The following is a 24,060-nucleotide window of genomic DNA, read 5'->3' as shown; positions in this document are numbered from 1 at the left end:
TCAGCCGAAGCTGCCCTGACCGATACCGGCAAGCGCAGCTTCGGCTTGCCGGCCGCCGAAGTCGTACAGGCCGCCACCGACAGCGCCGACTACCAACGATTTGAACAGGCTGTTGCGGCTGCATTTCATGCACTTGGTGTCGACGTCGCGGCCGAAGACGACCGATGTGGTCATCCAGCTATGGCAGTCGCCGACCGACCGGCAGCGCGTCGCAGTCGAAGCCAAGACGGACGGCGCAGGACTGGTGACCGATCAGGACGTCAAATTCTGGAGACTGGGTGAACACCGCGAACGCCACCTGGCGCAGAGCACCCTCCTGGTCGGCCCCCAGTTCGACGCCCGGGTCACACAGGAAGCGGCAAGGAAGAAGGTGGCTCTGCTCACCGCGCGAGAGCTCGCGGATGCCATCACGCGCCACAGCCGTACACTGCTCTCGCCGCGCGAGATCGCGGCGATGGTGACCGCCGGAGAAGAAGCAGAGGCACTGGAACTCACCTGGCGGGAGGCGGAACGGCGGCAGGAAACCCTAAGCCTGGTACTGCACACCCTGTGGAAGAGCGGGAACGATCCCGTTGACATCCGCTACAGCGCCGGGGTGCTGGGGGTCAGCGACATCTGGCGAGAAACGAAGGGAGTACTTGAAACCCCTCTGGACAGCAGCGAGATCGAGGAGGCTCTAACGTTCCTGGTGTCTCCCCTCATCGCTGGAGTGGAACAACAGGGCGGTAACCATGTCGCCACGGCGCCCCCCTCTTTGATCGCCTCCCGCCTGCGGGCGCTGGCTGCTGTCATTGAATCGGCCGGCGGGGAAGGGCCCCGCTGGAGGCATAGAGGAGAGGAACCTCCCACTCCTCCCAAAGGATCAGGTCCTGAGCCGTCTGGGAATCCGTCTGTGCCGCGGCAACAGGATTCATGCGCAGACGTCACAGCGCCTCTGGTCCGCGCATGGGCCAAGGCACAGGGACGCGCCGTCAACGAACGGGGCAGACTGCCGCAGAACCTGGTCAAGGAGTACAAACAGGTCCACGGCCGTGAATGAATGACCGAGCAGGGTGGTTCACATCTCACCGACCCAAACGATCAATGGGATCAAGGCTACCGACTCACGTGAGTCGGTAGCCCACGTCCTGAACTCACCCCCCTCCGCCTCACCTTCGGCCGGTCCGCTGCCTAACGCTCCCGATTCGCTCGGGCCTTCCGCGACCTGGCCAAGAACATCGACCAGGACGGTGAGCCGCGCCCACGCTGCACCGGCGAGGAAATGGCGCTGCACCTAGCCCTGGTCCGCGGGCCCCACCCTTGCGCACCGAACAACCCCACATCGTCACCCGCGCCCTGGCCGGCCTACCCAACCACCCCTCCGACTGGGCCTGGGGCTCCGCCCGCGAACTCCTCCTCGAAGACCATGACGTCCTCATGCTCTTCGACAACGCCCTGAACGGCATCGGAACGCCCTCGACAACGACGTGCACCAGTACGCAGGCATCGTCAATCTCTGGCAGGACACCGGGTCCTCCCCTTCGACGCCTCCGACACGGACTCCATAGAGACCGGCTGAGCGAGGACGAACGGCGCGCGAACCACCCGTCCAGGCAGCGGCCGCCTGGACGACACTCAACCTGCCCGAACTTCTTAATGATGATTACTCCAAACGGATCAACACCGCTAGGCTGCAAGGGCTGTTGACATGACAAGCCGTCACCGACCCGACAGGACGGTGGGATCGGGATACCGTGAGTTCTTCAGGATGGCCTGGCACTTCGCGTACGTCGACGACAGTGGCGGATGCAAGCGGATCGCGCGCTGAGCAAGCGCGCCGCGCTGGAATTCTCCGGATGTGGCGGGCGGCAGAGTACTTCAGTCCGCCCGCTGTGGATCGCGTTGATCCGTCCCAGAATGTCTTCGCGGCGTGTCCGGGGCGGCCGCTAGCCTGGGAGCCCGGTTCGCCGCTGTCCTCCCGGCCCCTGCATCCTCGTTGTGTCTGGCAACACACCGTCTACGCGGGTGTCTTTGACATCTCCCGGATGCGGGACGTCCTGATGGAGGCGTTCCGCTCGCCGGGCGAAGAAGCCGACTTCGACGGCCGAATCTCGGGTCAGAGCGCCTTGCTCAGCTTCACCATCAACCAGGACGGTCGGCTGATCAAGGGGAGCGTGACACTGTCGTCCTGCGGTTGGGCGGTGAGTCGCACGCTGGCCCCAGGCCCTCATGACAAGGCGTGGCTGGAAGGCTTCGAGGTCAGTGAGCGCACCCTCGTCGAGACTCTGCTCGATGTGGCCGACGGCCACATTCCAGTGCACCAGGACCCGGTCCCGGCCCCAAGTCAGAACGGGCCGTCCGGTGATCTCGCACGTGGCGAGGGTGCTCCGGAACTGTCGGGCTGTCCCGTCGCCGGGCTCATGTCCTCACTGGTGACTGCCGCGGTGAAGGGTGGAATCAGTGGTGCTGCGGAAGTTGCTGCGGCAGGGCTTGGGCTCGGGCCGATTGCGGGCGCGGCGGCCGCGAACATCACCGAGGAGCTGGGCGGCGCCTTGCTCGACCGAGCCAGGCAGAGCAGCCAGGGGGACGACGACGGCAGCGAGGGGGCGGCAGACCGGCTCGAGCCCCCGCTCGAGGTCGGCACCAAGCGCCTGGACATTCATGACCTCGTCGCTATCACCCGCTGGGTGACCCAGCAGCTCGGCGTCGGCGAGGCACTGGCGCCCGACTCGATTCGCGTCAAGAGCCAGCAAGTGCGAGAGGATCGGGCGGACGAGGCTGGCAGCGATGCGCTCATGAACAGCTTCTTCGCCGAAGATCTCGCCCGGGTGGCCGACGCCGTCACCGGGGGCGACGCAAATCAGGCTCTCGTCAGCTTCCTCACGCCCGAGGAGTCCGTTGATCCGGCCACCCGGGTCGACGTACGCACCGGGCTCCTCGACGTACTCGGTGGCGTTCGGCCCGATCTGACACCTGCGGGCCGGTGGCCGGCCGAGACGGATCAGCCCCTTGCGCTGAGCCAGCAGTTCGCCGTCAACCAGATCATGAACCGGCTGGGCGGGGCGGACGCGTCCGGTTTGTACGCGGTGAACGGCCCGCCGGGCACTGGGAAGACGACTATGCTGCGGGATCTCGTCGCCGCGATCGTGGTGCGCCGCGCAGAGCGGCTCGCCGAGCTGGCGACTCCGCAGGACGCCTTCCGCAAGAAGCCACTGACCTGGGAGACCGACCCGGTGAGTGGACGCAGATCGGTCAGGAAGCTCCGACCGCTGATCGACGACCTCACAGGCTTCGAGATGGTGATCGCCTCGTCGAACAACGGCGCGGTGAAGAACGTGACACTGGAGATCCCTGCCGAGAAATCCGTCGGACCCAGCTGGCAGGAGCATGCCGCCTACCTCCGGGAACCCGCCGGCCTCCTGCTCGACTCCACCCCGGCCTGGGGCGCGGTCGCCGCGTGCCTGGGCAAGCGGCAGCTGCGCTCCGACTTCGTCGAGGCGTTCTGGTGGGGGCAGCCGAAGGATCGACGGGCCCAGGCCGCCGACAGCGGCAGCCCGCCACGGGGCCTTCGGCAACTGCTCACCGATCACATCAACGCCGAGCGCGGCGCCGCTGCAGCGCAGGATGATCCGCCGCTGTCCGCGCTCTCCTGGGAGCAGGCCACTGCCCGCTTCCGCACCGCGCGGGCGAAGGTCGACGCTCTGGTGCGGGAGCGGACACGCCTGGCCGATCTGGCAGAGCGGCTGGCGGTGCCCGACCCGCTCCTGGAGTCGCTCCGCTCGGGCGTCGCGGACTTCCGCCGATCGCTCGCGGGCCTTCAGGACCAGTACGAGCGGCAGCGCGCCGCGATCGCTGCAGCCATCGGACGGGCCGAAGAGCAGCGCCGTCACGTTGAACGAACGGTGGAGGTCTGGCGGGGGGCGGAAGAGATCGTCGGCCGAGCAGCCGGGACAGTCGGGGACACCGAGGCCCGGCTGCGAGAGCAGGATGCCCGCCACCCCCGACCCGGCCTGGTTCGCCGCGTCCTGGGCCGCGGCGCTGTGGCTCGTTGGGAGGCCCAACGGGCGCCGTTCGTCGCGCGACTCGGCGAAGCGGATGAGCTGTTGAGGCAAGCGGAACAGGCACACGGGCAGCGCGATCACGAGCTGCTCGGCGAGCGCTACCGGCTTCAGCAGCTCACTGCCACGACCAATACCCTGCAGCGCGAAGCCCGTTTGGCCTTGGGGCAGTTGGAGCGGGCCAGGGCGGACATGGCCGCCGGTGAGCAACAGGTTCACGCACGGTTGGCGAAGCTCGATGCGGAGCAGCAAGAGCTGGAGCGGACTCGGGAGCGGTGGGGAGCAACGTTCCCGGGCGAGGAGTGGCTGGCCGGCCCGGACGACCGGGCGGCGATGGAGACGCGGGAGCTGTCGGCGCCATGGATGGATCCGGAGTTCGCCTCTGCTCGCACCCAGCTGTTCCTCGCCGCCCTCGACCTGCACCAGGCTCTGCTCGCCGGAGCCGCGAAGACCGTCCGGGAAAACCTGTTCGCCGCGATGGAGGTGATCAAGGTGTCGGCTCCGCCGGGCCTGCCGGCCGCGACAATCCTCGCGTCCTGGAAGATGCTGTTCCTCGTCGTCCCGGTGGTGTCCACCACCTTCGCTTCGCTGAGTCGGATGTTCGAAGGGATCGGCCGTGAGTCGATCGGCTGGCTCCTGATCGACGAAGCGGGACAGGCCGCCCCGCAGCAGGCCGTGGGGGCGCTCTGGCGTAGTCGGCGAGCTGTCATCGTCGGCGATCCGCTACAGCTCGAGCCAGTCGTGACGCTGCCGCTGACCGCGCAGAAGCGGCTCTGCCGCCACTTCGGTGTGGACGGGCAGTGGGCGCCGGGGGCGGGATCGGTGCAGAGCCTTGCCGACCGGCAGACGCGGTACGGGACGTGGCTCGGCGGGGAGGAGCAGGGCCCGGTGTGGGTCGGTTCACCGCTCCGAGTCCACCGGCGCTGCGACCGGCTGATGTTCGACGTCAGCAACGAAATCGCCTACGACGGGATGATGGTCTACGGCGTGAACGAGCGCCACGACGACGGGGTGCCCCTCCACCGGAGCGTCTGGCTGCACGTGCCGTCCGCGTCCGCTGGCGGGAAATGGAACCCCGAAGAGGGCAACTGTCTGGAGAAGACGCTGCGACTGGTGGAGCAGCGAATCGCGGAACAGCCCGGGGCGGAGCACGCGGATATCCCCCGGCGCCTCGGGGAGTCGGTGTTCGTGGTGAGCCCCTTCCGCGAGGTCTCGACAGCACTGCGCCGCTCGGCCGCGTCACAGTTGCCGCAGGCACGCGTGGGCACCGTGCACACGACACAAGGCAAGGAGGCCGACATCGTCGTGATCGTGCTCGGTACGGCCGCGAACGCAGCCGGCTCACGCCAGTGGGCAACAAAGAGCCCCAACCTGCTCAACGTCGCCGTCACCCGGGCCCGCCGCCGACTGATCGTCATCGGCGACCGGACGACCTGGTCGCGCCACCAGTACTTCTCCGCCCTCGCCGCACATCCGCTGCTCCATCACGCGAACGCGGCCGACTGGCAGCGGTGATCTCTCAGGCCTGACAGAGCCCTCAGGGAACGCCCGCTGCTTCGGCCCCTCTTGCCATCCCCATGATCCTTTTCCGTACCGACGGAGCGTCGGGCGGCCGAGAACAGTACCCGGCAATGCGGCTTCAGATCGAGGCCTGGTCCACACCGAGGTCGTGCCGCATGGCATGCCGCAGTTGGCTCAGCAACGCCCAGGACACCTCAATGTCCGTCTCGAACGCTACGAGTTCACGTTCACTCGTCGGTGGTTGCCCATGGAGTCGTATGAGTCGGCCATAGCTGGCATTGAGTTGTTGGTTCACATCCCGTGCCGCTGAGAATACTCCCGGAGGCAGAATCATCTGCGCCTCCGCATAGCTGTCCCGATGGGCCAGACGCCGGGCCTCGAGCTGCTCCCTGCACTCATCCGCATCGGTACTGGAGCGCAGGGCATGCATCAGGTTGACCTGAGCTGTCTGGTATTGGCGAGCTGCCGTATTGAAGCCGATGTAGCAAGCACGTCTCAGATCAATCAGTTCGCGACGCGCCGCCTCCGCCAGCTCGGCCCGCCGCATCTGTTCGGTGTGCTGACGTTCTTCTCGCTGGGCGGATGCAAGGGCCTGCAGCTCCATCCGCTTGGTCTGATCCGCCCGTCGTTGCGTAAGGAGAGCCGCGCCGAGTGTGCCCAGAACACCAGCTACAGCTGCCGCCAAAGTAACCCACTCCTTACCCACCACACGCTCCCCCTTACGCTCGCCTCGAGTGTGGATTGCGCCCGACTCTATCGATGCGCGGCTGGGCGCTTATTGGTGCACTGCCAGCCGCTACAGCAGGGGCTGATCGGATAGCAGCGTGCTGGGGACCATCCGCAGGGCGGGATGACCGTCGGGCTCTGAGCCGGTGGGGTCGAAGCAGCGGTTCTGGGGGATGTCGAGCACGGTACAGACGCCGCCGTCGATGGCCGCGGACGATGTGAAGACGAGCCCGTCGACGGGGCGTTGCGCACCAAAGACCTTGAGCAGATACTCGGTGACGATCTGTGTGGGCACATAGGCGAGATGCTCGTGGCCGTCGGTGTCGGCGCTGATTCGCTCGGTGAACTGGTGCAGGAAGTTCAGCGCATGCCGCACATGCGACCGGTCTGTGTCGAAGATTGTCGGAACCGGCGTAAGTCGGGTGAAGTCGATCACCGTGCACGGACGGGTGGTCTCGAACGCGGCGCTAGTAACACGCCACCCCCGACCGGCGACGTGCCTCGCCACTTCGTCGATCGCGGTCTGGCGGCTGTCGGCCCCGTAGAAGAGAGGGATGCCTGCCGGGCTCATCCTGTTGGGACGGCGGGCCTGTTCGGGCAGCGCGGTTCCCAACTCGCGTGCACTGCGCGGGTGTTCGTCGGCCTGATGCGCACGCGCACGCCACAGACGTTGCCCGGGGTCAAGTTCTCGCACGAGTCCTGCGTCGGGAATGAGGTCGCCGAGCGCCATCAGGACGTCTGCGGCGGGAATCTCCCCTCCGCCGAGATAGGCCTCCTTCTCGTGCGGCGGAGCCAGCCAGAACACGTGCCGGGTCCGATACTTCACCTGCTCGCTGAAGCGCTCCCAGCCGTCCAGCAGCGCCTGGTCCCTGCGCGGTTCAACGAAGTGGCGCCGCACCCAGACATCGTCAGCCCGCGCGGCTTGCCGTACAGCCTCCTGCAACGCCTCGGGAACCAGCACGTCCGCGTACTCGTCGACCAGCTCACCGCCGTCCCAGCTCTCGGCCGGCACCAGCTCGCCCCCGAAATAGGCAAGTTCGCCGCCTGCCAGTCCGTACTCGGTGTGCAGCCCATCGAAGAACGCCGCCAACAGAGTGTCGAGCGGGGCAGCCGGCCCGCCTGTGCAGTAGTCGCAGGCACCGTCCGTCACAGCATCCGCGGTGATCTTCCGCGCAAGCGCTTCGTCGCCCACGCACTGAGCACAGACGTAGCCGTCACCGAAGTCCCATCCCTGCTCGACCTGCGCCTCCTCCACCTCGTACGCGCCCATGGCCCGAACCGTAGCCGAACCCAGAGGCGGCGCCCTTGGGGCGGGCTCTGGACAGCAAGTTCCTGTAGCCAGCGTGCCATCCAGACTTGACGTCCAGTCGCGCCCCACATGGGCCGCCCTCCGCCCCAATGGCGCACACGTCGCACCATGCGCTCCGTCAAGGGATCCGTGCAGGTCACATGCCCTTCAGCCCCTGTTGTGGTCGTACGGTGGCCGTTCGCCGCGAACTCTGCGCGCTACAGGCTCACTCTGAAAGCACAGGTGTCACACCACGCCAGGGAGTGATCACCATGCGCACTCACCACGCGACAGGCCGTGTCTACCGCCGCTGCCGCGACCAGCAGAAACACCAGCTCGACACGCACTGCCCTCTCCTGAATACCGACTCCAAACACGGGACCTGGACCTTCGCCGTCGAAATCCCCGCCACCCAGACCGGCGGCCACAACCGCACCGTGCGCCGCGGCGGCTTCCCCACCCAGGACGACGCCCGCACCGCCCTGCACCGCTACCTCGCCGGCCGCAGCATCGGGATCAGCGCCGACCCCAACCAGACGCTCGAGGACCACCTCATCCAATGGCTCGCCGCATAAAAACTACGACTCAAACCCGCCACCTGGATCCGCTACCGCGACTACACCCGAAACGATCTCATCCCCGCCCCGGGGGCCATCCGTCTCGATGACCTGGCCTACGAGCACCTGCACCACTTCACGCAGACCCAACTCGCCGCCGGGCGCGGCCAGCAGACTGTCTGGCACATCCTCGCCACCCTCTCCAGCGCTCTCGGCGAAGCCGTGCGAACCCACCGCCTGCCTGTCAACGTCGCCCGACCTACCGTGATCCCGCGCCCTGCTTCGGGCAGAGCGCACCATCTGGACCACCGCCCAGGCCGTGCGCTTCCTCCACCACTGCCGGAGACGTGACCCGGACTTCGCCGACCTCGCCGAGCTCCTCATCGGCACCGGACTCCGCCGAGGCGAAGCCCTCGCCCTCCACTGGAACGACGTACACCTCGGCCAGAACCGGCTCTACACCCGCTGGACCCTGTCCGCCGTCGACAACAACAAGCTCGTCATCACCACCCCCAAGACCCGCGCCAGCCGCGACTGGGTCGCCCTGTCACCCCGCGTGAGTGCCGTGCTCGACCGCCGCCGCAACGCCTCACTCGCAGAGGACCCCACCGATCCTGAACACGGGAACGGATTCGTCTTCTCCCGCCCGGACGGACGCTCCTGGCACCCCGAATGGGTCCTCAACCACTTCCACGACCTCACCCAACAGGCCGGCGTCCCCCGCTGCACCCTCCACGACCTGCGCCACCTCGCCGTGACCATCGCCATCAGTGAAAACGTCAGCCTGTGGGCTGTCTCCCAGACCGCACGGCACTCCACCATCTCCACCACCGCGAACATCTACGCCCACCTCACCCGACGTACCGCCCACCAAGCCGTCGACGCCATCGCCGCCGCCCTAAACCGCGAAGAGCGTCGCGACCACTCCACGACCACCAACAGAAAAGGCCGCTCCCGCCTAATGGCGAGAACGGCCTCCGACCTGCAAAAAGCTGGTCGGGACGACAGGATTTGAACCTGCGACCCCTTGACCCCCAGTCAAGTGCGCTACCAAGCTGCGCCACGTCCCGTTGCCCGTGTGACCTGGGGTTTCTCCCTGGCCGAACGCGCACCGAAACAATACCGCACTCTGACCGGTGATCGCTCACCCGTTTCCCGGGGGCCGGCTCTTGACCTCAAGTGCAGTTGAGGTTGCACGCTGCTCGGCATGACGACGACCACGGAACGCGGACACGGACACGGACACGGACACGGATACGGATACGGGTACGGGTACGGGTACGGGTACGCAGACCTCCCCCGGCTCATGGGGCTCATGACAGGGGACGAAAAGCATGGGCCCGCCGCGACGTCGACGCTGGACGCGCTCTGGGTGCTCTACGACCGGGTGCTCCGCGTCACGCCGGAGCGGATGGACGACCCCGCGCGCGACCGGTTCCTGCTGTCCAAGGGGCACGGGCCCATGGCCTACTACGCCATCCTCGCCGCCAAGGGCTTCCTGCCCGTCGACTGGCTTGAGGGCTTCGGGTCGTACGACTCTCCGCTCGGGCACCATCCGGACCGGGTGCTGGTGCCCGGTGCCGAGATCGGCAGCGGGTCCCTTGGGCACGGGCTGCCGATCGCCGTGGGGACGGCGCTGGGGCTGAAGGCACGTGGCCTCACCGAGCCCGGCGTGTGGGTGCTCGTCGGGGACGCCGAGATGGACGAGGGCAGCAATCACGAGGCCATCGCCTACGCGGGTCCGGCCGGCCTCGACCAGCTGCACGTGCTCGTGATCGACAACGCCTCCGCCAGCTACACCAGGCCCGGCGGGATCTCCGCCCGCTTCGAGGCCGCCGGGTGGTCCGCCGAGACCGTCGACGGGCGGGACCACGACGCGCTGTACACGGCCTTCACGGCACCGCACCCGGGCCGGCCGCGTGTGGTGGTCGCCCGGGTCGAGCCCAAGGAGTACGCGGGCGAGCCCAAGCCCGCGTGAGCCAAGCCGACGCCCCCTCCCCCATCGCCGTACCCCCGGAAGGACCCCTCTGCCATGGACACCATGCGTGACCGCTTCGCCCCTGTCGTCTCGCGGCTGCTCGACGAGGATCCCCGCGTCGCCGTCGTCCTCGCCGAGATCGGCAAGGACGCCTTCGAGGAGGCGATGCGCAGGCACCCGGACCGGGTGATCAACGTCGGGATCAGGGAGCAGCTGCTCGTGGGGGCGGGCGCCGGGCTCGCGCTCGCCGGGCTGCGGCCCGTCGTACACACGTTCGCCAGCTTTCTCGTGGAGCGCCCCTTCGAACAGATCAAGCTCGACTTCGGGCACCAGGGCCTGGGCGGCGTCCTGGTGAGCGCCGCCGCGTCCTTCGACTGGCCCGCCGGCGGCTTCACCCATATGTCGCCCGGCGACGTCGCGCTGCTCGACACCCTCGACGGCTGGACCGTTCACGTGCCGGGCCACCCCGACGAGGCCGAGACGCTTCTTCGGCACGCCGTCGCGGCGGGCGACGACAAGGTGTACGTACGTCTGTCCGCGCAGTCCAACTCCCGGCCGCTTCCCGTGGACGGCGAGCGGTTCCTCACGGTGCGGGAAGGGCACGGGGGGCGTGAGGGGCGCGGAGGGCGTGACGGTGTGGTGGTCGCCGTCGGGCCGATGCTCGACCAGGTCCTCGCCGCGACGGAGGCGCTCGACGTCACCGTGCTGTACGCGACGACCGTGCGGCCCTTCGACGAGCAGGCGCTGCGGCGGGCCGTGGGTGCCGGGGAGGCCGCCGATGTGGTGGTCGTCGAGCCGTATCTCGCCGGGACCTCGGCCGGCGCGGTGAACGACGCGCTCGTCGATCTGCCGCACCGCGTGCTCGGCCTGGGCGTGGGCCGCCGTGAGCTGCGCCGCTATGGGCAGGTCGAGGAGCATCTGGCCGCCCACGGCCTCGACGTGCGGTCGTTGCGCGGGCGGATCAGCGGCTTCCTGGGTTGAACGGTGAGCGGTCAGTCCCACTCCGCGGCCAAAACCCCCAATCCCGGGTGTTCTTCGAGGAGTCGGGGCGGCGCGGCCTGGCGCCAGGAGTCGGACAGGATGTCGGTGAGCTCGTCCGTGTCCAGCGCCGCGAGGCGCACCCGCACCCATGCCGAAGCCGCCTCGTGCGCCGCGACCCAGAACTTGTCCGGCTCCGCGAGGACCAGTTCGTCCCGCTCGGCCTTCGGGCACCGCACCGCGATGGACGTCTCGTCGTCCGGAACCGTCACGAACATCTTTCCGGACACACGGAACGTGGGCATGCTCCACGCGATCTTCTCCGCCGTGTCGGGCAGGGCGAGGGCGATGCGGCGCACGTCATCGGAGGTGACGCGGGTTCTGAATCTGGACTTCGACATGCCATGAACCGTAACCAACGCCACTGACAGTCACCTGCCGACCGCACGGTCTCACGTCTCACCGCATCTCACCGCATCTCACGGCGTCTCACAGCACCCGCTTGTCCAGCCAGGCCGTCAGGTCCTCCTGGACCTCGTCCCTGTTGGTCTCGTTGAGGATCTCGTGGCGCGTGTCCGGGTAGCCCTTCCATGTGAGGTCCTCCAACCCGACGTAACGGAAGTCCTCCAGGAGTTCATGGACGAGCGTCATCCGCTGGTTGCAGGGGTCCTGCTCGCCGACCGCGACGTGGATCGGCAGATCTGCGGGCACGCGCGCGAGGTTGCGGGGATCGTTGATCTTGCGCAGGCCGCGCACCCAGTCCAGGGACAGTCCCGCGGAGAAGGCGAACCCGCAGCGCTCGTCGGCGACGTACGCGTCGACCTCCGCCTCGTCCCGCGAGAGCCACTCGAAGCCGGTGCGATGGACGTACGGGTCGTTGAACGAGGCGAAGAGGTCAGGGACGTACGAGGAGGTCGCGGCGCGGCCGTGCTCGGCGATCTCGTGTTCCAGGCGGGCGATCGACTCCTCCGGCTCGGCGCCGGGCAGCGAGCGGAACGTGCCCGAGAGGATCACACCCGCCAGATCGTCGGCGTACTCCTGGGCGTAGTCCCGCGCGAGCATCGAACCGAGGCTGTGTCCCAGGAGGAAGTACGGCAGGCCGGGGTGCAGGGTGCGCACCTGGTCGCCGATGGCCTTGAGGTCGTCGACGATCGCCCGCCAGCTGTCGGCCTCGTCGGAGCCGTCCGGTCCGGAGGTCACTCCGTAGCCGCCCGTTGCCTGCGCGGTGGCGCCATGGCCGCGGTGGTCGGAGGCGACGACGCCGTAGCCGTGGGCGGTCAGGTGGCGGGCGAAACGGTCGTAGCGCAGGGCGTGTTCGGCGGCTCCGTGCGCGATTTGGACGTAGGCGCGCGGCCTGCCGTCGGCCGGCAGCCAGGTGTACGTGGCGACGGGCACGCCGTCCGCCGCGTTGAGCAGTCCCGCGGTATAGGTGGCGGAGGAGGAGGCGGCGGAGGAGGTGGTTGCGGTCTCGTCGGATCGGTGGTCGGACATCAGGCGGGCTCCCTGAGGTGCTTTCCTGCGGGTGGGTTCTGGGGGCGGTCCCGTAGACGATTCCCTAAAGGCGACTTCCCTACAGGCGGTTCCCCGTAGGCGGCTCCCTGCGTGCGGATGGTGTCCGCAGGCGGCTAGTTTCCGCGTGCGGGTGGTTCTTCCGCGTGCGGACGGACGGGCGGTCCCCTTCGGCTACGTTTTCTCCGGCTCAGCCTCCCCCACACGCGGGACCTCACACCGGCCACGCGCCGAACCGTCTCCGCGTCCGCCCCTTCCCAGCCTGTACGACATCCTCGTCGCGGAGACCGACCCGGAACTGGTCGGCTTCGAGCTGGACGTGTACTGGGCGGTGAAGGGCGGCGCGGATCCGGCGACGTACTTCCGGCGCCACCCGCGCCGCTTCCCCGCGCTGCATGTCAAGGACATGGCGGCCGACGTCGGTTCGGGGACGCTCGACTTCGCCGCGATGTTCGCCCACGCGCGCGTGGGCGGCGTCCGGCAGTGGCTGGTCGAGCACGACAGCCCGACGGATCCGTTCGCGACGGCGCGCAACAGCTACGCCCATCTGGCGGCGCTGCGCTACTGCAGCGTCTCGGACGTTTCGAACACTTCGCCGAGACGCTTGTAGAACAGGGTCGTCGCACGGAGAGTCCCGGCCGGGTCCGTCGCGTAATCCGGGATGGTCCCGGCCCTGCTCCACCCCTCCTTCGCGTAAAGGGATTCGGCGGGGCTGCCGGTCTCGGTGTCCAGGACGAGGAGGGTCACGCCCGCTCGCACCGCCGCCTCTTCGGCGGCGGACAGGAGCGCGCGGGCGAGGCCCTGCCCGCGCGCGGACGGGTGGACCATCAGTTTGGCGATCTCGGCGCGGTGACGGCCGTTGGGCTTGTCGGTGAACGCGACGCTGATGGTTCCGGTGAGGCGTTCGGCGTCGCGGGCGGTCCAGACGGCGAGGCGCCCCTCCTCGACCGCCGGAGCCAGCCCGCGCCACCAGGCGGCCGCGGCGGTACGGTCCAGATCCGCGAGGAAGCCGAGCGAGGCGCCGCCCCGCACGGTGTCGGTGAGGAGACCGGCCAGGTCGTCCGCACATTCCTTGAGCCGGCCCGCGTCGAGGCGCGACAGGGACGCGGGGGAGGCCCCAAGATTTGAGGCAGTCCCGGGCACGGGGGCGGTCCCGCGCACAGGAGCAGTCCGGGGCACGGGAGCAGTCCCGCGCACAGGAGCAGTCCCGGGCGCGGGAGCAGTCCCGGGCGCGGGAGCAGTCCCGGGCACAGAGGCAGTCCCAGACACTGAGGCAGTCACGACTTCACCACCACGAGCGCGTACCGCACGGCCTGCTCGCCCAGGCAGCGGAACCGCGAGGCGCCCCACAGGCGGTAGCGCAGGCAGTCGCCGGTGCGCAGGGCGTGCGCCTCTCCCTGGACCGTGACCTCCAGGGCGCCTTCGAGCACCCAGATGTGCTGTTCCAGACCGGGCACGGGCGGCCGGTCGTACGTGATGTCGGCGCCCGGCTGCAACCGGGCCTCGACCAGTTCGCCGCGCATCCCGATGTGCGGGGGCGAGACCTGCCAGCGCATGAAGCCCTCGTCGTCGTCCGCCCAGACCGCCTGGTCGACGGCGCGCACCAGCTGCGCGGGCTCCGCCTCCACCTCGCTCAGGAGCTGCGACATGGTCCGCTCGTAGACCGCGCAGAGGCGGTTCAGGAGGGCCGCCGTGGGGCTGATCTCCGCGCGCTCGGCGCGCGACAGGGTGGAGCGGCTGATTCCGCTGAGTTCGGCCAACTCGCCCAGTGACCAGCCGCGTTCGGCGCGCAGCTCGGACAGTCGGGTGGCGAGGCGCGCGTCGACTCCGCCATGTTCCATATTCGGCACGCTATCCCGTATTTGGGATTCCGGGCAAGCGGCGTCTGGTTCGGCGGTGCCGCAGCTCTCAGTCGTGCGCCACGACCGCCCTCAGGAGTTCCCTGATCCATGAGCAGTACGGGCGGCTCGTGCAGCAGCGCCCGGCACAGCGCCACGCGCGCTGCTGCATGCCGCCCGACAGCTCGTGCGGGTAGGCGTCTTCGAAGCCGTCAAGTCCGGTCATGCGATCAAATCGTCGGTACGCGCGCGTGCCCGGGCCGCGGGGATCTTCCGCATCTCCGCCTGGAGCAGGATGTTGCGCCGGGCCAAGCGCCAGTCCAGGAGGGCGGCGCGCTGAAAGACGTATCCGATGTCGCGCCGTGGACCCCGCACCCACTCGCCCCCGAGGAGCACCTCGCCCGCCGGCGGCGCGAGCAGGCCCGCGACCAGCTTGAGCAGCGTGGACTTGCCGCAGCCCGACGGTCCCACGATCGCCACGAACTCGCCTCCGCCGATGTCGAGTGAGACGTCTCGCAACGCGGTGACGTCCTTCTTCTTCGTACGGAAGCGGACGGCGACGCCGTCGAGGCGGACGGCGACTTCCATGCTCACTGCTTGATCCCCTGGACTGAATCCCAGTAGTCGGCGAGGGGCTTGGGGTTCTTGAACCAGCCGTGCTGCCAGAGACAGCCGGGCTTGCCCATGATGACGTCGAACGTCGCGCCGGGCGAGGGCACGAGATAGGACTCGACCATGTCGGTGGCGGCGATCACCCACCAGGCGCCGAAGCAGACGAGCAGCAGCGCGAACGGCCGCCAGCTCTTCTCGGCCGCCTCGGCGGTACGTCGGCCGAGGCTCGGGCGTTGCCGCTCCGCGACGCCGGACGTCGTCTTCTCGGCAGCCGTCTTCGCGGAAGCCGTCTTCTCGGGAGTTGCGGACAGTGCGCTCTGCTTCCCGTTCACGGTGAACTCCCGAGGGGGAAAGTGCTTTCTGTTAACCAGTCAGCCGCGCTCATGACGGGCTGAGCGCAAGGTCAATAGGCGGCACTTGAGTTTCGTGGTGCGGCAGAGTGCAGGTGTGACGGTCGCGGCGTCAGCCCGCCGCTTCCCCGAGCGCCGTCAGGACCGGACGGATCAGCGGATGCCCCTCCGCCCCGCACCGCACCGCCGCGAACACCCTGCGCGTGGGAGCCGCGCCCTCCACCGGGCGCACCACCGCGCCCGACACATCCATGCCCCGCAGCGCCGAGCGCGGCACGAGGGCGACGCCCGCGCCGGCCGAGGCGAGCGCCACGACCGCGCGGAAGTCGTCCGACCAGTGTTCCAGCAGCGGCTGGAACCCTGCCTGTTCGCAGGCGAGGACGACCACGTCGTGGCACGGGTTGCCGGCGAAGGGGCCTATCCAGGCGTCCTTGGCGAGCTCGGCCAGCGGCACGCGTTCGGCGGCGGCGAGCCGATGGCCGAGCGGCAGCACCGCGTCGAACGGCTCCGCGTAGAGAGGGACACGGGTCAGCCGGGGGTCGTCCGCGCCCGGCGCGCCGCGGTACTCGACGGCGACCGCGACGTCGACCTGCCGGTCGAGCACCATCGGCAGGCTGGCGTCGCCCTCCGCGTCCTGCACGCGGACCCTGATCCCGGGCGCGGAGGCGGCGAGGCGGGTCAGGGCCGGGCCGACGACCAGGCCGATGCCGGTGGCGAAGGACGCGACGGTGACCGTGCCCGCCTCGCCCGAGCTGTACGCGGCCAGCTCGGCCTCGGCCCGCTCCAGCTGGGCGAGGACCGCGTTGGTGTGCGTGAGCAGGATCTCTCCGGCGGCCGTCAGTCGTACGCCGCGCGCGGAGCGGTCGACCAGGCGGTGGCCCGTCTCCTGCTCCAGGGCGGTGAGCTGCTGGGAGACCGCGGAGGGGGTGAGGTACAGCGCGGCGGCAGCGGCCGTGACCGTGCGGTGGTCGGCCACCGCACGGAGGATGTGCAGCCGCCGCGCTTCGATCATGTGACCGATTCTCCCGTACCGGCGGCCCGCGCCGCACCACCGGCCTCGTCTGCCGCCTCCGCCACCCGTTTCGTCGATGGCATGGTCGGCATCGACCGCAAAACCGATCGACAGACGAGCCCCGACGCACTGTGATGGCTCCGACTGCCCGCCGTACGGAGCGGGCCGACCGCAGGGGCTGCTCTTGACGACGGAACAGGCACCGGACGTCCGCCCGACGATCGACGCGACACTGGCCGGCCGCCTGGTCTCGGCGCAGTTCCCGCAGTGGGCCGCGCTGCCTCTCGAACTGCTCGACCCGGCCGGCTCGGACCACGTCATCTACCGGCTCGGTGACGAACTGTCCGTCCGGTTGCCGCGCCACGCCGGGGCCATCGGGCAGGCCAGGAAGGAGTCCGAGTGGCTGCCCCGGCTCTCCCCGCACCTGCCGCTGGCCGTCCCCGAGCCGGTGGGCGTGGGCGAACCCGGTCTCGGCTATCCGTGGCCGTGGGCGGTGTCCCGCTGGCTGGGCGGCGAGGTGGCGACCACGGAGGCCCTCGCCGACTCACCTGTGGCCGCTGTCCAGCTGGCGGAGTTCCTCGCCGCCCTTCAGAGCTGCACGCCCTCCGGGGACTTCCCTGCTGAGGCGGCTCTACCCGACTTCACGGCCGGTTCGCTGGCCGACCGGGACGGCGCGACGCGGGCCGCCATCGCCGAGGTCGGCGGCGTGTTCGACGCGGAGGCCATGACGGCGCTCTGGGACTCGGCCCTGAACGCCCCCGAGTGGGATCGCCCTCCGGTCTGGTTCCACGGCGACTTCCACACCGGCAACCTCCTGACCGTCGACGGACGCCTCAACGCGGTCATCGACTTCGGCGAGCTGGGCATCGGCGACCCGGCGTGCGACCTGACCATCGCCTTCACCCTGATGACGGCGGAGAGCCGGGCCACGTTCCGCGCCGCGCTGGGCGTCGACGACGCCACGTGGACCCGGGGCCGCGGCTGGGCCCTGGCGACAGGCCTGAACGCCTACATCTGCTACGCCGCTGTGAACCCCCGGGTCGCCGCGCAGACCACTCGGCAGATCACCGAGGCTCTGACCGGTTGAGCAGCCCGACATCACGCCCCACCCGACGTCTCCCCCAGCTCCGACCGCGCCGCCACGAACGCGTCCACCGCCCGGTTCACGTCCTCCGTGGAGTGCGCCGCCGACAGCTGGACCCGGATGCGGGCCGCGCCCTGCGGCACCACCGGGTAGGAGAAGCCGATCACGTACACGCCACGCTCCAGAAGCAGCTCGGCCATGCGCGCCGCGACCGACGCGTCGCCGATCATGACGGGGGCGATGGCGTGGTCGCCGGGCAGGATGTCGAAGCCCTCCTCGGTCATCCGCGAGCGGAACAGCGCCGTGTTCGTGGCGAGCCGCTCCCGCAGGTCGTCCGCCGACTCCAGGAGGTCCAGGACCTTCAGGGAGGCCGCCGCGATCACCGGGGCCAGCGTGTTCGAGAAGAGGTACGGGCGTGAGCGCTGGCGCAGCAGTGCGACGATCTCCGCGCGGGCGGCGACGTAGCCGCCGGAGGCACCGCCGAGCGCCTTGCCCAACGTACCGGTGATGATGTCGACGCGGTCCATGACGCCGTGCAGCTCGGGGGTGCCGCGGCCGCCGGGGCCGACGAAGCCGACGGCGTGCGAGTCGTCGACCATGACCATGGCGTCGTACCGGTCGGCGAGGTCGCAGATCTCCCGCAGCGGGGCGACGTAGCCGTCCATGGAGAAGACGCCGTCGGTGACGATCAGCCGTCGCCGCGCACCGGACGCCTCCTTCAGCTGCTGCTCCAGGTCCGCGAGGTCACGGTTGGCGTACCGGAAACGGCGCGCCTTGCAGAGGCGGATGCCGTCGATGATCGAGGCGTGGTTGAGCGCGTCGGAGATGACGGCGTCCTCCGCGCCGAGGAGCGTTTCGAAGACGCCGCCGTTGGCGTCGAAGCAGGAGGAGTAGAGGATCGTGTCCTCCTGGCCGAGGAAGGCGGAGAGCCGCGCCTCCAGTTCCTTGTGCACCTCCTGCGTACCGCAGATGAAGCGGACGGACGCCATGCCGTAGCCCCAGCGGTCCAGCGCCTCGTGGGCGGCGGCGACGACGTCGGGGTGGTCGGCGAGGCCGAGGTAGTTGTTGGCGCAGAAGTTGAGGACCTCGCCGGCGCGGCCCCCCGCGGTGACGGCGACCGTGGCGGACTGCGGGGTGCCGATGACGCGCTCGGGCTTGTGCAGGCCCGCGGCGACGATCTCGTCGAGGGTGGCCTGGAGGTCTTCGCGTACGGAGTCGAACATGCTGGGTTCCTTAGGGGATGCGGCCGAGAAGCCGGGCGGGAACGGGTCAGGAGGTCCAGTCGAGGATGACCTTGCCGCCGCGCCCACTGGCCGCGTCGTCGAAGGCGGCCTCGAAGTCGCGGTGGCCGTACCGGCCCGTGATGACGGGGGCCAGGTCGAGGCCGCCTTCGAGCAGTACGGACATCGCGTACCAGGTCTCGAACATCTCGCGGCCGTAGACGCCCTTGATCGTGATCATGGAGGTGACGATCCGTGACCAGTCGACGGCGAACTCCTCGGACGGCAGGCCCAGCATGGCGATCTTGCCGCCGTGGGTCATGTTGGCGACCATGTCGCGCATGGCGCGCGGGTTGCCGGACATCTCCAGGCCGACGTCGAAGCCCTCGCGCAGGCCGAGCGTGCGCTGGCCGTCGGCGATCGTGGAGTCCGCCACGTTGAGGGCGAGGCTGACGCCGACCTTGCGGGCCAGCTCCAGGCGCTCCTCACTGACGTCGGTGACCACGACGTTGCGGGCGCCCGCGTGCCGGGCGACGGCCGCCGCCATCAGGCCGATCGGGCCGGCCCCGGTGATCAGTACGTCCTCGCCGACCAGCGGAAACGACAGGGCCGTGTGCACGGCGTTGCCGAACGGGTCGAAGATCGCCGCAACGTCGAGGTCCACGGGGACGCGGTGCACCCACACGTTCCCGGCGGGCAGCGCGACGTACTCGGCGAACGCGCCGTCGCGGCCGACGCCGAGGCCGACCGTGGCGCGGCACAGGTGGCGCCGCCCGGCGAGGCAGTTGCGGCACTTGCCGCAGACCAGGTGGCCTTCGCCGCTGACCCGGTCGCCGACCTTGATGTCCGCGACGTCACGGCCGGTCTCCACGACCTCGCCGGCGAACTCGTGCCCGACGACGAGGGGCGCGGCGATCGCCTGCTGCGCCCAGCCGTCCCAGGCGCGGATGTGCAGATCGGTGCCGCATATCCCAGTGCGGAGCACCTTGATCAGGACGTCGCCGTGGCCGATGACCGGCTCCGGTACGTCCATCAGCCGGAGTCCAGGCTCCGCTTTCTCCTTGACCAGCGCCTTCAACGCTACGGCTCCTGTCGTACGTCGCTGTTTCCTCCGACGGCACAGGAATCTTCCTTAAGGAGGCGTCCCGGTCCATCGAGGATTTCTTAAGCGCTGCCGCAGGTTTCCTTCAGGCCTGGTGGGTCAGTGGGTCTGGCCGCGTTCGAAATAGGCGATGAGGGCCGGGTCCAGCCCGGGCACCTCGCGCGGTGTGCCGCCGTCGCGCAGCGACTGTGTCGCGCCCACGCCCGCCGCCACGGCCATCCGTGCCGCGACCGGTGAGGTGTCGGTGCGTCCTCCCTCGCGTACGAAGCGGACGAACTCGTCGACGAGCAGCGGGTCGGCACCGCCGTGTCCGCCGTCGTCCTGGGTGTCGGGCACGGGATAGGTGGCGTCGGCCTCGGGCCGGTGGCCGGAGCGGCGCGCGTTCCACACTCTGACCACTCCTCCGGGGCCGTCGCCGAAGTTCTCCAGGCGGCCCGCGTCGCCGATGACGGTGTAGTTGCGCCAGTAGTCGGGGGTGAAGTGGCACTGCTGGTAGGCGGCCAGCACGCCGTTGTCGAGGCGCATGTTGACGAGGGAGACGTCCTCGACGTCGATGACGGGGTTGAGGCCGCGCTGGGTGTGAGGCGGCCAGTGGCCTTCCTTGGTGTACCAGTCGTCGGTCTTCGGTTCGCCGGGTGCGCGGCGGTGCGGGTTGTCGCCGTAGACCATGAGGTCGCCGAGGGCCTGTATGCGCCGGGTGCAGCCGTTCGCCAGCCAGTGGAGTACGTCGATGTCGTGGGCGGCCTTCTGGAGCAGCAGCCCGGTGGTGTAACGCCGTTCGGCGTGCCAGTCCTTGAAGTACCAGTCTCCGCCATAGCCGACGAAGTGCCGTACCCAGATGGTCTTGACCGCGCCGATGTCGCCGCGTTCGATGATGTCGCGCATCAGCCGGACGACGGGCATGTGGCGCATGTTGTGGCCCACGTACAGGCGCGTGCCCGTCTCGTACGCGGTCCGCAGGATCTCGTCGCACGCCTCGACACTGATCTCCAGGGGCTTCTCGACGAAGACGGGTTTGCCTTCACGCAGCGCCTCGCAGGCGAGCGCGGCGTGGGTGTGGTCGGGGGTGAGGACGACGATCGCGTCGACGTCGGTGGCCTCGACGACCTTGCGGTGGTCGCCGGACATGAGGGCCCCGGGGAAGGCCACGGCCGCCTCGGCCCGGGCGGCGGCGTCGTGCTCGGCCAGCGCGGTGACGCGCGAGCCCGCTCCCGGCCGGTGGGCGATACGGGCGAGCGAGCGGCGCAGTCCGTAGCCGAGAACGCCGAGGCGGAGGTCGGTCATGGGACTCCCTTCACTTGTACGGATGTTGCGGTACGGATGTTGCGGCCGGTCGGGTCCTTTTCTCGGCTATGGAGCGGCAACGTAGTAATCGCTTACCGACGCGTCAACACCCGTAACTCCGGGCAGCATCCGCCTGCCGAGCCGCCACCACGGCAGAAAGACGCAGAAAGATTCCCGGCCCTCTTGCGCCGCATAGCAACCGCTTACATGCTGTCGCGCACTCGCCATCACCTCGCGTGTCCCCCGACACCCCTGGGAGTTCGCATGCCCCTGCCTCTTTCCGGCTCCACCGGGCCCAGCCGTCGCGCACTGCTCACGGCCGCGGCCGGGGCGGGGGCCGCGTCCGCAGTCGTGTCGGCGGCGTCGGCGTCAGCGTCGGCGTCGGCCACTGCGGCGTCGGCGTCGGCGTCGGCCACTGCGGCGTCGGCCGCCGACCCCGACGCCCCGTACGACACGCTGCTGACCCGCGCCGCGACCCAGCTGACCGGCGGCGCGTTCGACGTCACGGACCCCGACTTCGCCGCCGCGCTCAAGGCTCTGGACACGCAGGCGGCAGCCCTGTGGCGGCAGTTGGACCGCTCGGCGGGCAGGACCGCGCTGTGGCCCGACCTCTCCCCCGCGTCGGAGCCCGGCAACTTCGGCCAGAGCTACACCCGTCTGCGCACCCTCGCCATGGCTTGGTCGACGCCCGGCTCATCGTTCGGCGGCGGCACGGAGACCGCTGACGTGCTGCTGGACGCCCTGCGTTTCCTGCACTCCACCGGCTACCACCCTGGCCGCCCGGAATCCGGCAACTGGTGGTTCTGGGAGATCGGCGCGCCGCGCGCCCTGATGGACACCTGCGTCCTGCTGCGCGCCCGGATGCCCGCCGGGGACCTGGCCGCGTACACGGCGACGGTCGCGAAGTTCTGCCCGAACCCCGACCGCCGCACCAACGCGCCCTCGCTCTCGGAGACCGGCGCCAACCGCGCCGACAAGGCCGTGATCGTGGCCCTGCGCGGTCTGCTCGCCCGGGACCCGGCCACGGTGGCGCTCGCGCGCGACGGCCTGTCCGACGTGCGGGACAGCGGCAGGAACAGCCTTTTCAAGTACGTCACCTCGGGCGACGGCTTCTACGAGGACGGGTCGTTCGTGCAGCACGGCTCCGTCGCGTACACGGGAACGTACGGCAGTGTCCTGCTCGGCAGCGCCGGCCAGCTGATCGCGCTGCTCGCGGACTCCCCGTGGGCGGTCACCGACCCGAAGACGTCGGTGCTGTACGACGCGGTGGACCGGACGTTCGCGCCGGTGATCTTCGATGGGCTGATGATGGACGCCCTGCGCGGCCGGGCGGTGTCGCGGGAGAAGGCGCGGGACCACAACGACGGCGCGGCGGCGCTCTCCCACATCCTCCAACTCGCCTCCGGCGCCCCGGACGCGTACGCGCGGCGCTGGCGGGCGCTCGTCAAGGGCTGGGTCCGCCGCAACACGACCACCCCGTATCCGGGTCTGGTCGGCATCCCCGCGCTGGCCCGCGCCAAGGCCGTCCTCGACGACCCCGCGGTCCCGGCCGCCGACCGGCTCACCGGGCACTTCGCGTTCGCCGGCATGGACCGGGTGGTGCACCGGCGGCCGGGCTGGGCCCTGACGCTGTCGCTCTCCTCGAAGCGGATCGCCGCGTACGAGGCGGGCAACGGCGAGAACCTGCACGGCTGGTACACCGGCGACGGCATGACGTATCTGTACGACGGCGACGACCTCGGGCAGTTCGGCGACGGCTTCTGGGCGACGGTCGATCCGTACCGCCTGCCGGGCACGACCGTGGACACGCGCGCGCGGGCCGACATCGGCTCCGGTGCGGGCACCGGGACGTACCGCCCGAAGAACTCCGTGGCGGGCGGCGCGGCCCTCGACGGCGGTTACGGCGCCGCGGCGATGGAGCTCCTCGCCGACGGGAGCACGCTGCGCGCCCACAATGCCTGGTTCTTCCTGGACAACGTGGTCGTCGCGCTCGGCGCCGGCATCAGCGCGAGCGACGGCCGCACGATCGAGACGGTCGTCGAGAACCGCAACCTGCACGCCGCCGCCGGGCCCGCCCGGACCCTGACCGTGGACGGCCGTCGGCAGCCGGGTCACCAGGGCTGGTCCGCGCGCCTCGACGACGCCCGGTGGGCGCACCTGGAAGGCACCGGCGGCTACGTCTTCCCCAGCTCCCCCAGCCACCCCGGATACCACGGCTACCCCGTGCGGGCGGACGCCCTCGGTCTGCGCGCCCTGCGCGAGGAGCGCACCGGCAGATGGCGGGACATCAACACGGGGGCGGACACGGCGGGCGGCACCACACCGGTCACGCGCCGCTATCTGACGCTGTGGCTCGACCATGGCACCTCACCCTCTGACGCCTCGTACGCGTACGTCCTGCTGCCCGGCGCGAGCGCGTCCGCGACCGCCGCCTGGGCGCACGCCGGGCCGGTGCGGATCGTGGCCAACGACGCGACCGCCCAGGCCGTCGAGGCGCGCCGCACCGGCCTGCTCGCCGCGCACTTCTGGCGGCCCGGCACCGCGGCGGGCCTCACGGCGTCGGGGCCGGGCACGGTCCTGGTGCGGCGCGACCACCGGGGCGTATCGGTGGCCGTGGCCGACCCGGGCCGCACGGGGACGACCCTCGCGGTCGAACTGCCCTTCCCCGTACGGAGGGTGGTCCGCGCCGACGACACGGTGACGGTCACACCGGGGCGCCGTCCCGTCGTCACCGTCCACGTGACGGGCTCCCGAGGCCGTACGCACACGGCCAAACTGGAGTGAGCCGCACGCGCCGCGTCCGAGGCACGGCCCGTGCCCGCACCGCCACCGAGGCACGACCCCCGACCAACCGCGTCACCGCGCCGCAGGCACGGACCCCCGACCCGCATCACCCCCTGACCCACAAGCCCCCGGCCGCATCACCCCCTGACGCACGGCCCCACAACCCGCACCGCCCCCTGA

The 24,060-nt window shown here is 70.0% G+C and carries 20 protein-coding genes, 1 tRNA gene and 2 pseudogenes; 9 read left to right on the top strand and 14 right to left on the bottom strand.

Annotated features, from left to right (window positions below; all coding sequences use genetic code 11):
- On the bottom strand, nt 1-174 hold the full coding sequence (locus ACWDVB_RS19755; protein ID WP_451518201.1) for a hypothetical protein: 174 nt from the start codon (nt 172-174) through the stop codon (nt 1-3).
- Here ACWDVB_RS19755 and ACWDVB_RS19750 point away from each other — a divergent pair.
- Nucleotides 167-1,039, top strand: coding sequence for an Lsr2 family DNA-binding protein (locus ACWDVB_RS19750; RefSeq protein WP_451518202.1), 873 nt, complete (start codon nt 167-169; stop codon nt 1,037-1,039). The two genes, ACWDVB_RS19755 and ACWDVB_RS19750, sit on opposite strands and share 8 nt — an antisense overlap.
- A gap of 985 nt (nt 1,040-2,024) precedes the next feature.
- On the top strand, nt 2,025-5,552 hold the full coding sequence (locus ACWDVB_RS19745) for a DEAD/DEAH box helicase (RefSeq protein WP_451518203.1): 3,528 nt from the start codon (nt 2,025-2,027) through the stop codon (nt 5,550-5,552).
- A gap of 124 nt (nt 5,553-5,676) precedes the next feature.
- Here the strand turns inward: ACWDVB_RS19745 and ACWDVB_RS19740 are convergent, their stop codons facing one another.
- Nucleotides 5,677-6,243: a hypothetical protein gene (locus ACWDVB_RS19740; RefSeq protein WP_451518204.1), complete on the bottom strand. Its 567-nt coding sequence runs from the start codon at nt 6,241-6,243 to the stop codon at nt 5,677-5,679.
- A gap of 111 nt (nt 6,244-6,354) precedes the next feature.
- Nucleotides 6,355-7,554: a HEPN-associated N-terminal domain-containing protein gene (locus ACWDVB_RS19735; protein WP_451518205.1), complete on the bottom strand. Its 1,200-nt coding sequence runs from the start codon at nt 7,552-7,554 to the stop codon at nt 6,355-6,357.
- Nucleotides 7,555-7,844: 290 nt separating this feature from the next.
- On the opposite strand from ACWDVB_RS19735, the gene ACWDVB_RS19730 reads away from it, so the two are divergent.
- Together ACWDVB_RS19730 and ACWDVB_RS19725 are read left to right on the top strand one after the other, a co-directional pair.
- On the top strand, nt 7,845-8,147 hold the full coding sequence (locus ACWDVB_RS19730; RefSeq protein WP_451518206.1) for a hypothetical protein: 303 nt from the start codon (nt 7,845-7,847) through the stop codon (nt 8,145-8,147).
- 301 nt (nt 8,148-8,448) lie between these two features.
- Nucleotides 8,449-9,144, top strand: coding sequence for a site-specific integrase (locus ACWDVB_RS19725; RefSeq protein ID WP_451518207.1), 696 nt, complete (start codon nt 8,449-8,451; stop codon nt 9,142-9,144).
- On the opposite strand, the gene ACWDVB_RS19720 is transcribed toward ACWDVB_RS19725, so the two are convergent.
- Nucleotides 9,123-9,199: transfer RNA gene (locus ACWDVB_RS19720), tRNA-Pro, on the bottom strand. The two genes, ACWDVB_RS19725 and ACWDVB_RS19720, sit on opposite strands and share 22 nt — an antisense overlap.
- 137 nt (nt 9,200-9,336) lie before the next feature.
- Between ACWDVB_RS19720 and ACWDVB_RS19715 the strand changes: the two genes are divergently transcribed.
- Both ACWDVB_RS19715 and ACWDVB_RS19710 read left to right on the top strand, forming a co-directional pair.
- The gene (locus ACWDVB_RS19715; RefSeq protein WP_451518208.1) at nt 9,337-10,107 is read left to right on the top strand and encodes a transketolase; all 771 of its coding nucleotides are present in this window, start codon (nt 9,337-9,339) and stop codon (nt 10,105-10,107) included.
- A 54-nt stretch (nt 10,108-10,161) separates the two neighbouring features.
- Nucleotides 10,162-11,088 carry a transketolase family protein gene (locus ACWDVB_RS19710; protein ID WP_451518209.1) on the top strand — a complete coding sequence of 309 codons (927 nt, stop codon included), beginning with the start codon at nt 10,162-10,164 and terminating at the stop codon, nt 11,086-11,088.
- A gap of 11 nt (nt 11,089-11,099) precedes the next feature.
- Here ACWDVB_RS19710 and ACWDVB_RS19705 read toward each other — a convergent pair whose 3' ends face one another.
- On the bottom strand, nt 11,100-11,486 hold the full coding sequence (locus ACWDVB_RS19705) for an MmcQ/YjbR family DNA-binding protein (protein WP_451518210.1): 387 nt from the start codon (nt 11,484-11,486) through the stop codon (nt 11,100-11,102).
- Between the two features lie 88 nt (nt 11,487-11,574).
- Nucleotides 11,575-12,576: an alpha/beta fold hydrolase gene (locus ACWDVB_RS19700; RefSeq protein ID WP_451518211.1), complete on the bottom strand. Its 1,002-nt coding sequence runs from the start codon at nt 12,574-12,576 to the stop codon at nt 11,575-11,577.
- Nucleotides 12,577-12,853: 277 nt separating this feature from the next.
- Between ACWDVB_RS19700 and ACWDVB_RS19695 the strand changes: the two are divergent.
- Nucleotides 12,854-13,204, top strand: a pseudogene (locus ACWDVB_RS19695) (sugar phosphate isomerase/epimerase family protein); the annotation flags it as partial.
- On the opposite strand, the gene ACWDVB_RS19690 reads toward ACWDVB_RS19695, so the two are convergent.
- From ACWDVB_RS19690 to ACWDVB_RS19670, 5 genes and pseudogenes are all read right to left on the bottom strand, one after another.
- On the bottom strand, nt 13,156-13,737 hold the full coding sequence (locus tag ACWDVB_RS19690; protein WP_451518212.1) for an N-acetyltransferase family protein: 582 nt from the start codon (nt 13,735-13,737) through the stop codon (nt 13,156-13,158). The pseudogene ACWDVB_RS19695 and the gene ACWDVB_RS19690 sit on opposite strands and share 49 nt — an antisense overlap.
- A 134-nt stretch (nt 13,738-13,871) precedes the next feature.
- On the bottom strand, nt 13,872-14,435 hold the full coding sequence (locus ACWDVB_RS19685) for a helix-turn-helix domain-containing protein (RefSeq protein WP_451518213.1): 564 nt from the start codon (nt 14,433-14,435) through the stop codon (nt 13,872-13,874).
- 101 nt (nt 14,436-14,536) lie between these two features.
- Nucleotides 14,537-15,020, bottom strand: a pseudogene (locus ACWDVB_RS19680) (ABC transporter ATP-binding protein); the annotation flags it as partial.
- 2 nt (nt 15,021-15,022) lie between these two features.
- On the bottom strand, nt 15,023-15,376 hold the full coding sequence (locus ACWDVB_RS19675; protein WP_451518214.1) for a hypothetical protein: 354 nt from the start codon (nt 15,374-15,376) through the stop codon (nt 15,023-15,025).
- Nucleotides 15,377-15,506: 130 nt separating this feature from the next.
- Nucleotides 15,507-16,406, bottom strand: coding sequence for a LysR family transcriptional regulator (locus ACWDVB_RS19670; RefSeq protein WP_451518215.1), 900 nt, complete (start codon nt 16,404-16,406; stop codon nt 15,507-15,509).
- Nucleotides 16,407-16,590: 184 nt separating this feature from the next.
- Between ACWDVB_RS19670 and ACWDVB_RS19665 the strand changes: the two genes are divergently transcribed.
- Nucleotides 16,591-17,493: an aminoglycoside phosphotransferase family protein gene (locus tag ACWDVB_RS19665; RefSeq protein ID WP_451518216.1), complete on the top strand. Its 903-nt coding sequence runs from the start codon at nt 16,591-16,593 to the stop codon at nt 17,491-17,493.
- Between the two features lie 11 nt (nt 17,494-17,504).
- Here ACWDVB_RS19665 and ACWDVB_RS19660 read toward each other — a convergent pair whose 3' ends face one another.
- The 3 genes from ACWDVB_RS19660 to ACWDVB_RS19650 all read right to left on the bottom strand — a co-directional run bounded on the left by ACWDVB_RS19660 (nt 17,505) and on the right by ACWDVB_RS19650 (nt 21,096).
- Complete coding sequence (locus ACWDVB_RS19660) at nt 17,505-18,713, bottom strand: glycine C-acetyltransferase (protein WP_451518217.1); 1,209 nt, start codon at nt 18,711-18,713, stop codon at nt 17,505-17,507.
- 46 nt (nt 18,714-18,759) lie between these two features.
- Nucleotides 18,760-19,788, bottom strand: a complete 1,029-nt coding sequence (tdh, locus tag ACWDVB_RS19655) for an L-threonine 3-dehydrogenase (protein WP_451518218.1) — start codon at nt 19,786-19,788, stop codon at nt 18,760-18,762.
- A gap of 123 nt (nt 19,789-19,911) precedes the next feature.
- Nucleotides 19,912-21,096, bottom strand: a complete 1,185-nt coding sequence (locus ACWDVB_RS19650; RefSeq protein WP_451518219.1) for a Gfo/Idh/MocA family protein — start codon at nt 21,094-21,096, stop codon at nt 19,912-19,914.
- A 264-nt stretch (nt 21,097-21,360) separates the two neighbouring features.
- Here ACWDVB_RS19650 and ACWDVB_RS19645 point away from each other — a divergent pair, with 264 nt between their 5' ends.
- Complete coding sequence (locus tag ACWDVB_RS19645; protein WP_451518220.1) at nt 21,361-23,880, top strand: polysaccharide lyase 8 family protein; 2,520 nt, start codon at nt 21,361-21,363, stop codon at nt 23,878-23,880.
- Nucleotides 23,881-24,060 lie beyond the last annotated feature (180 nt).

It is taken from the genome of Streptomyces sp. NPDC003379, from assembly GCF_053589195.1.
This window is presented reverse-complemented; position numbering and strand designations above follow the sequence as displayed.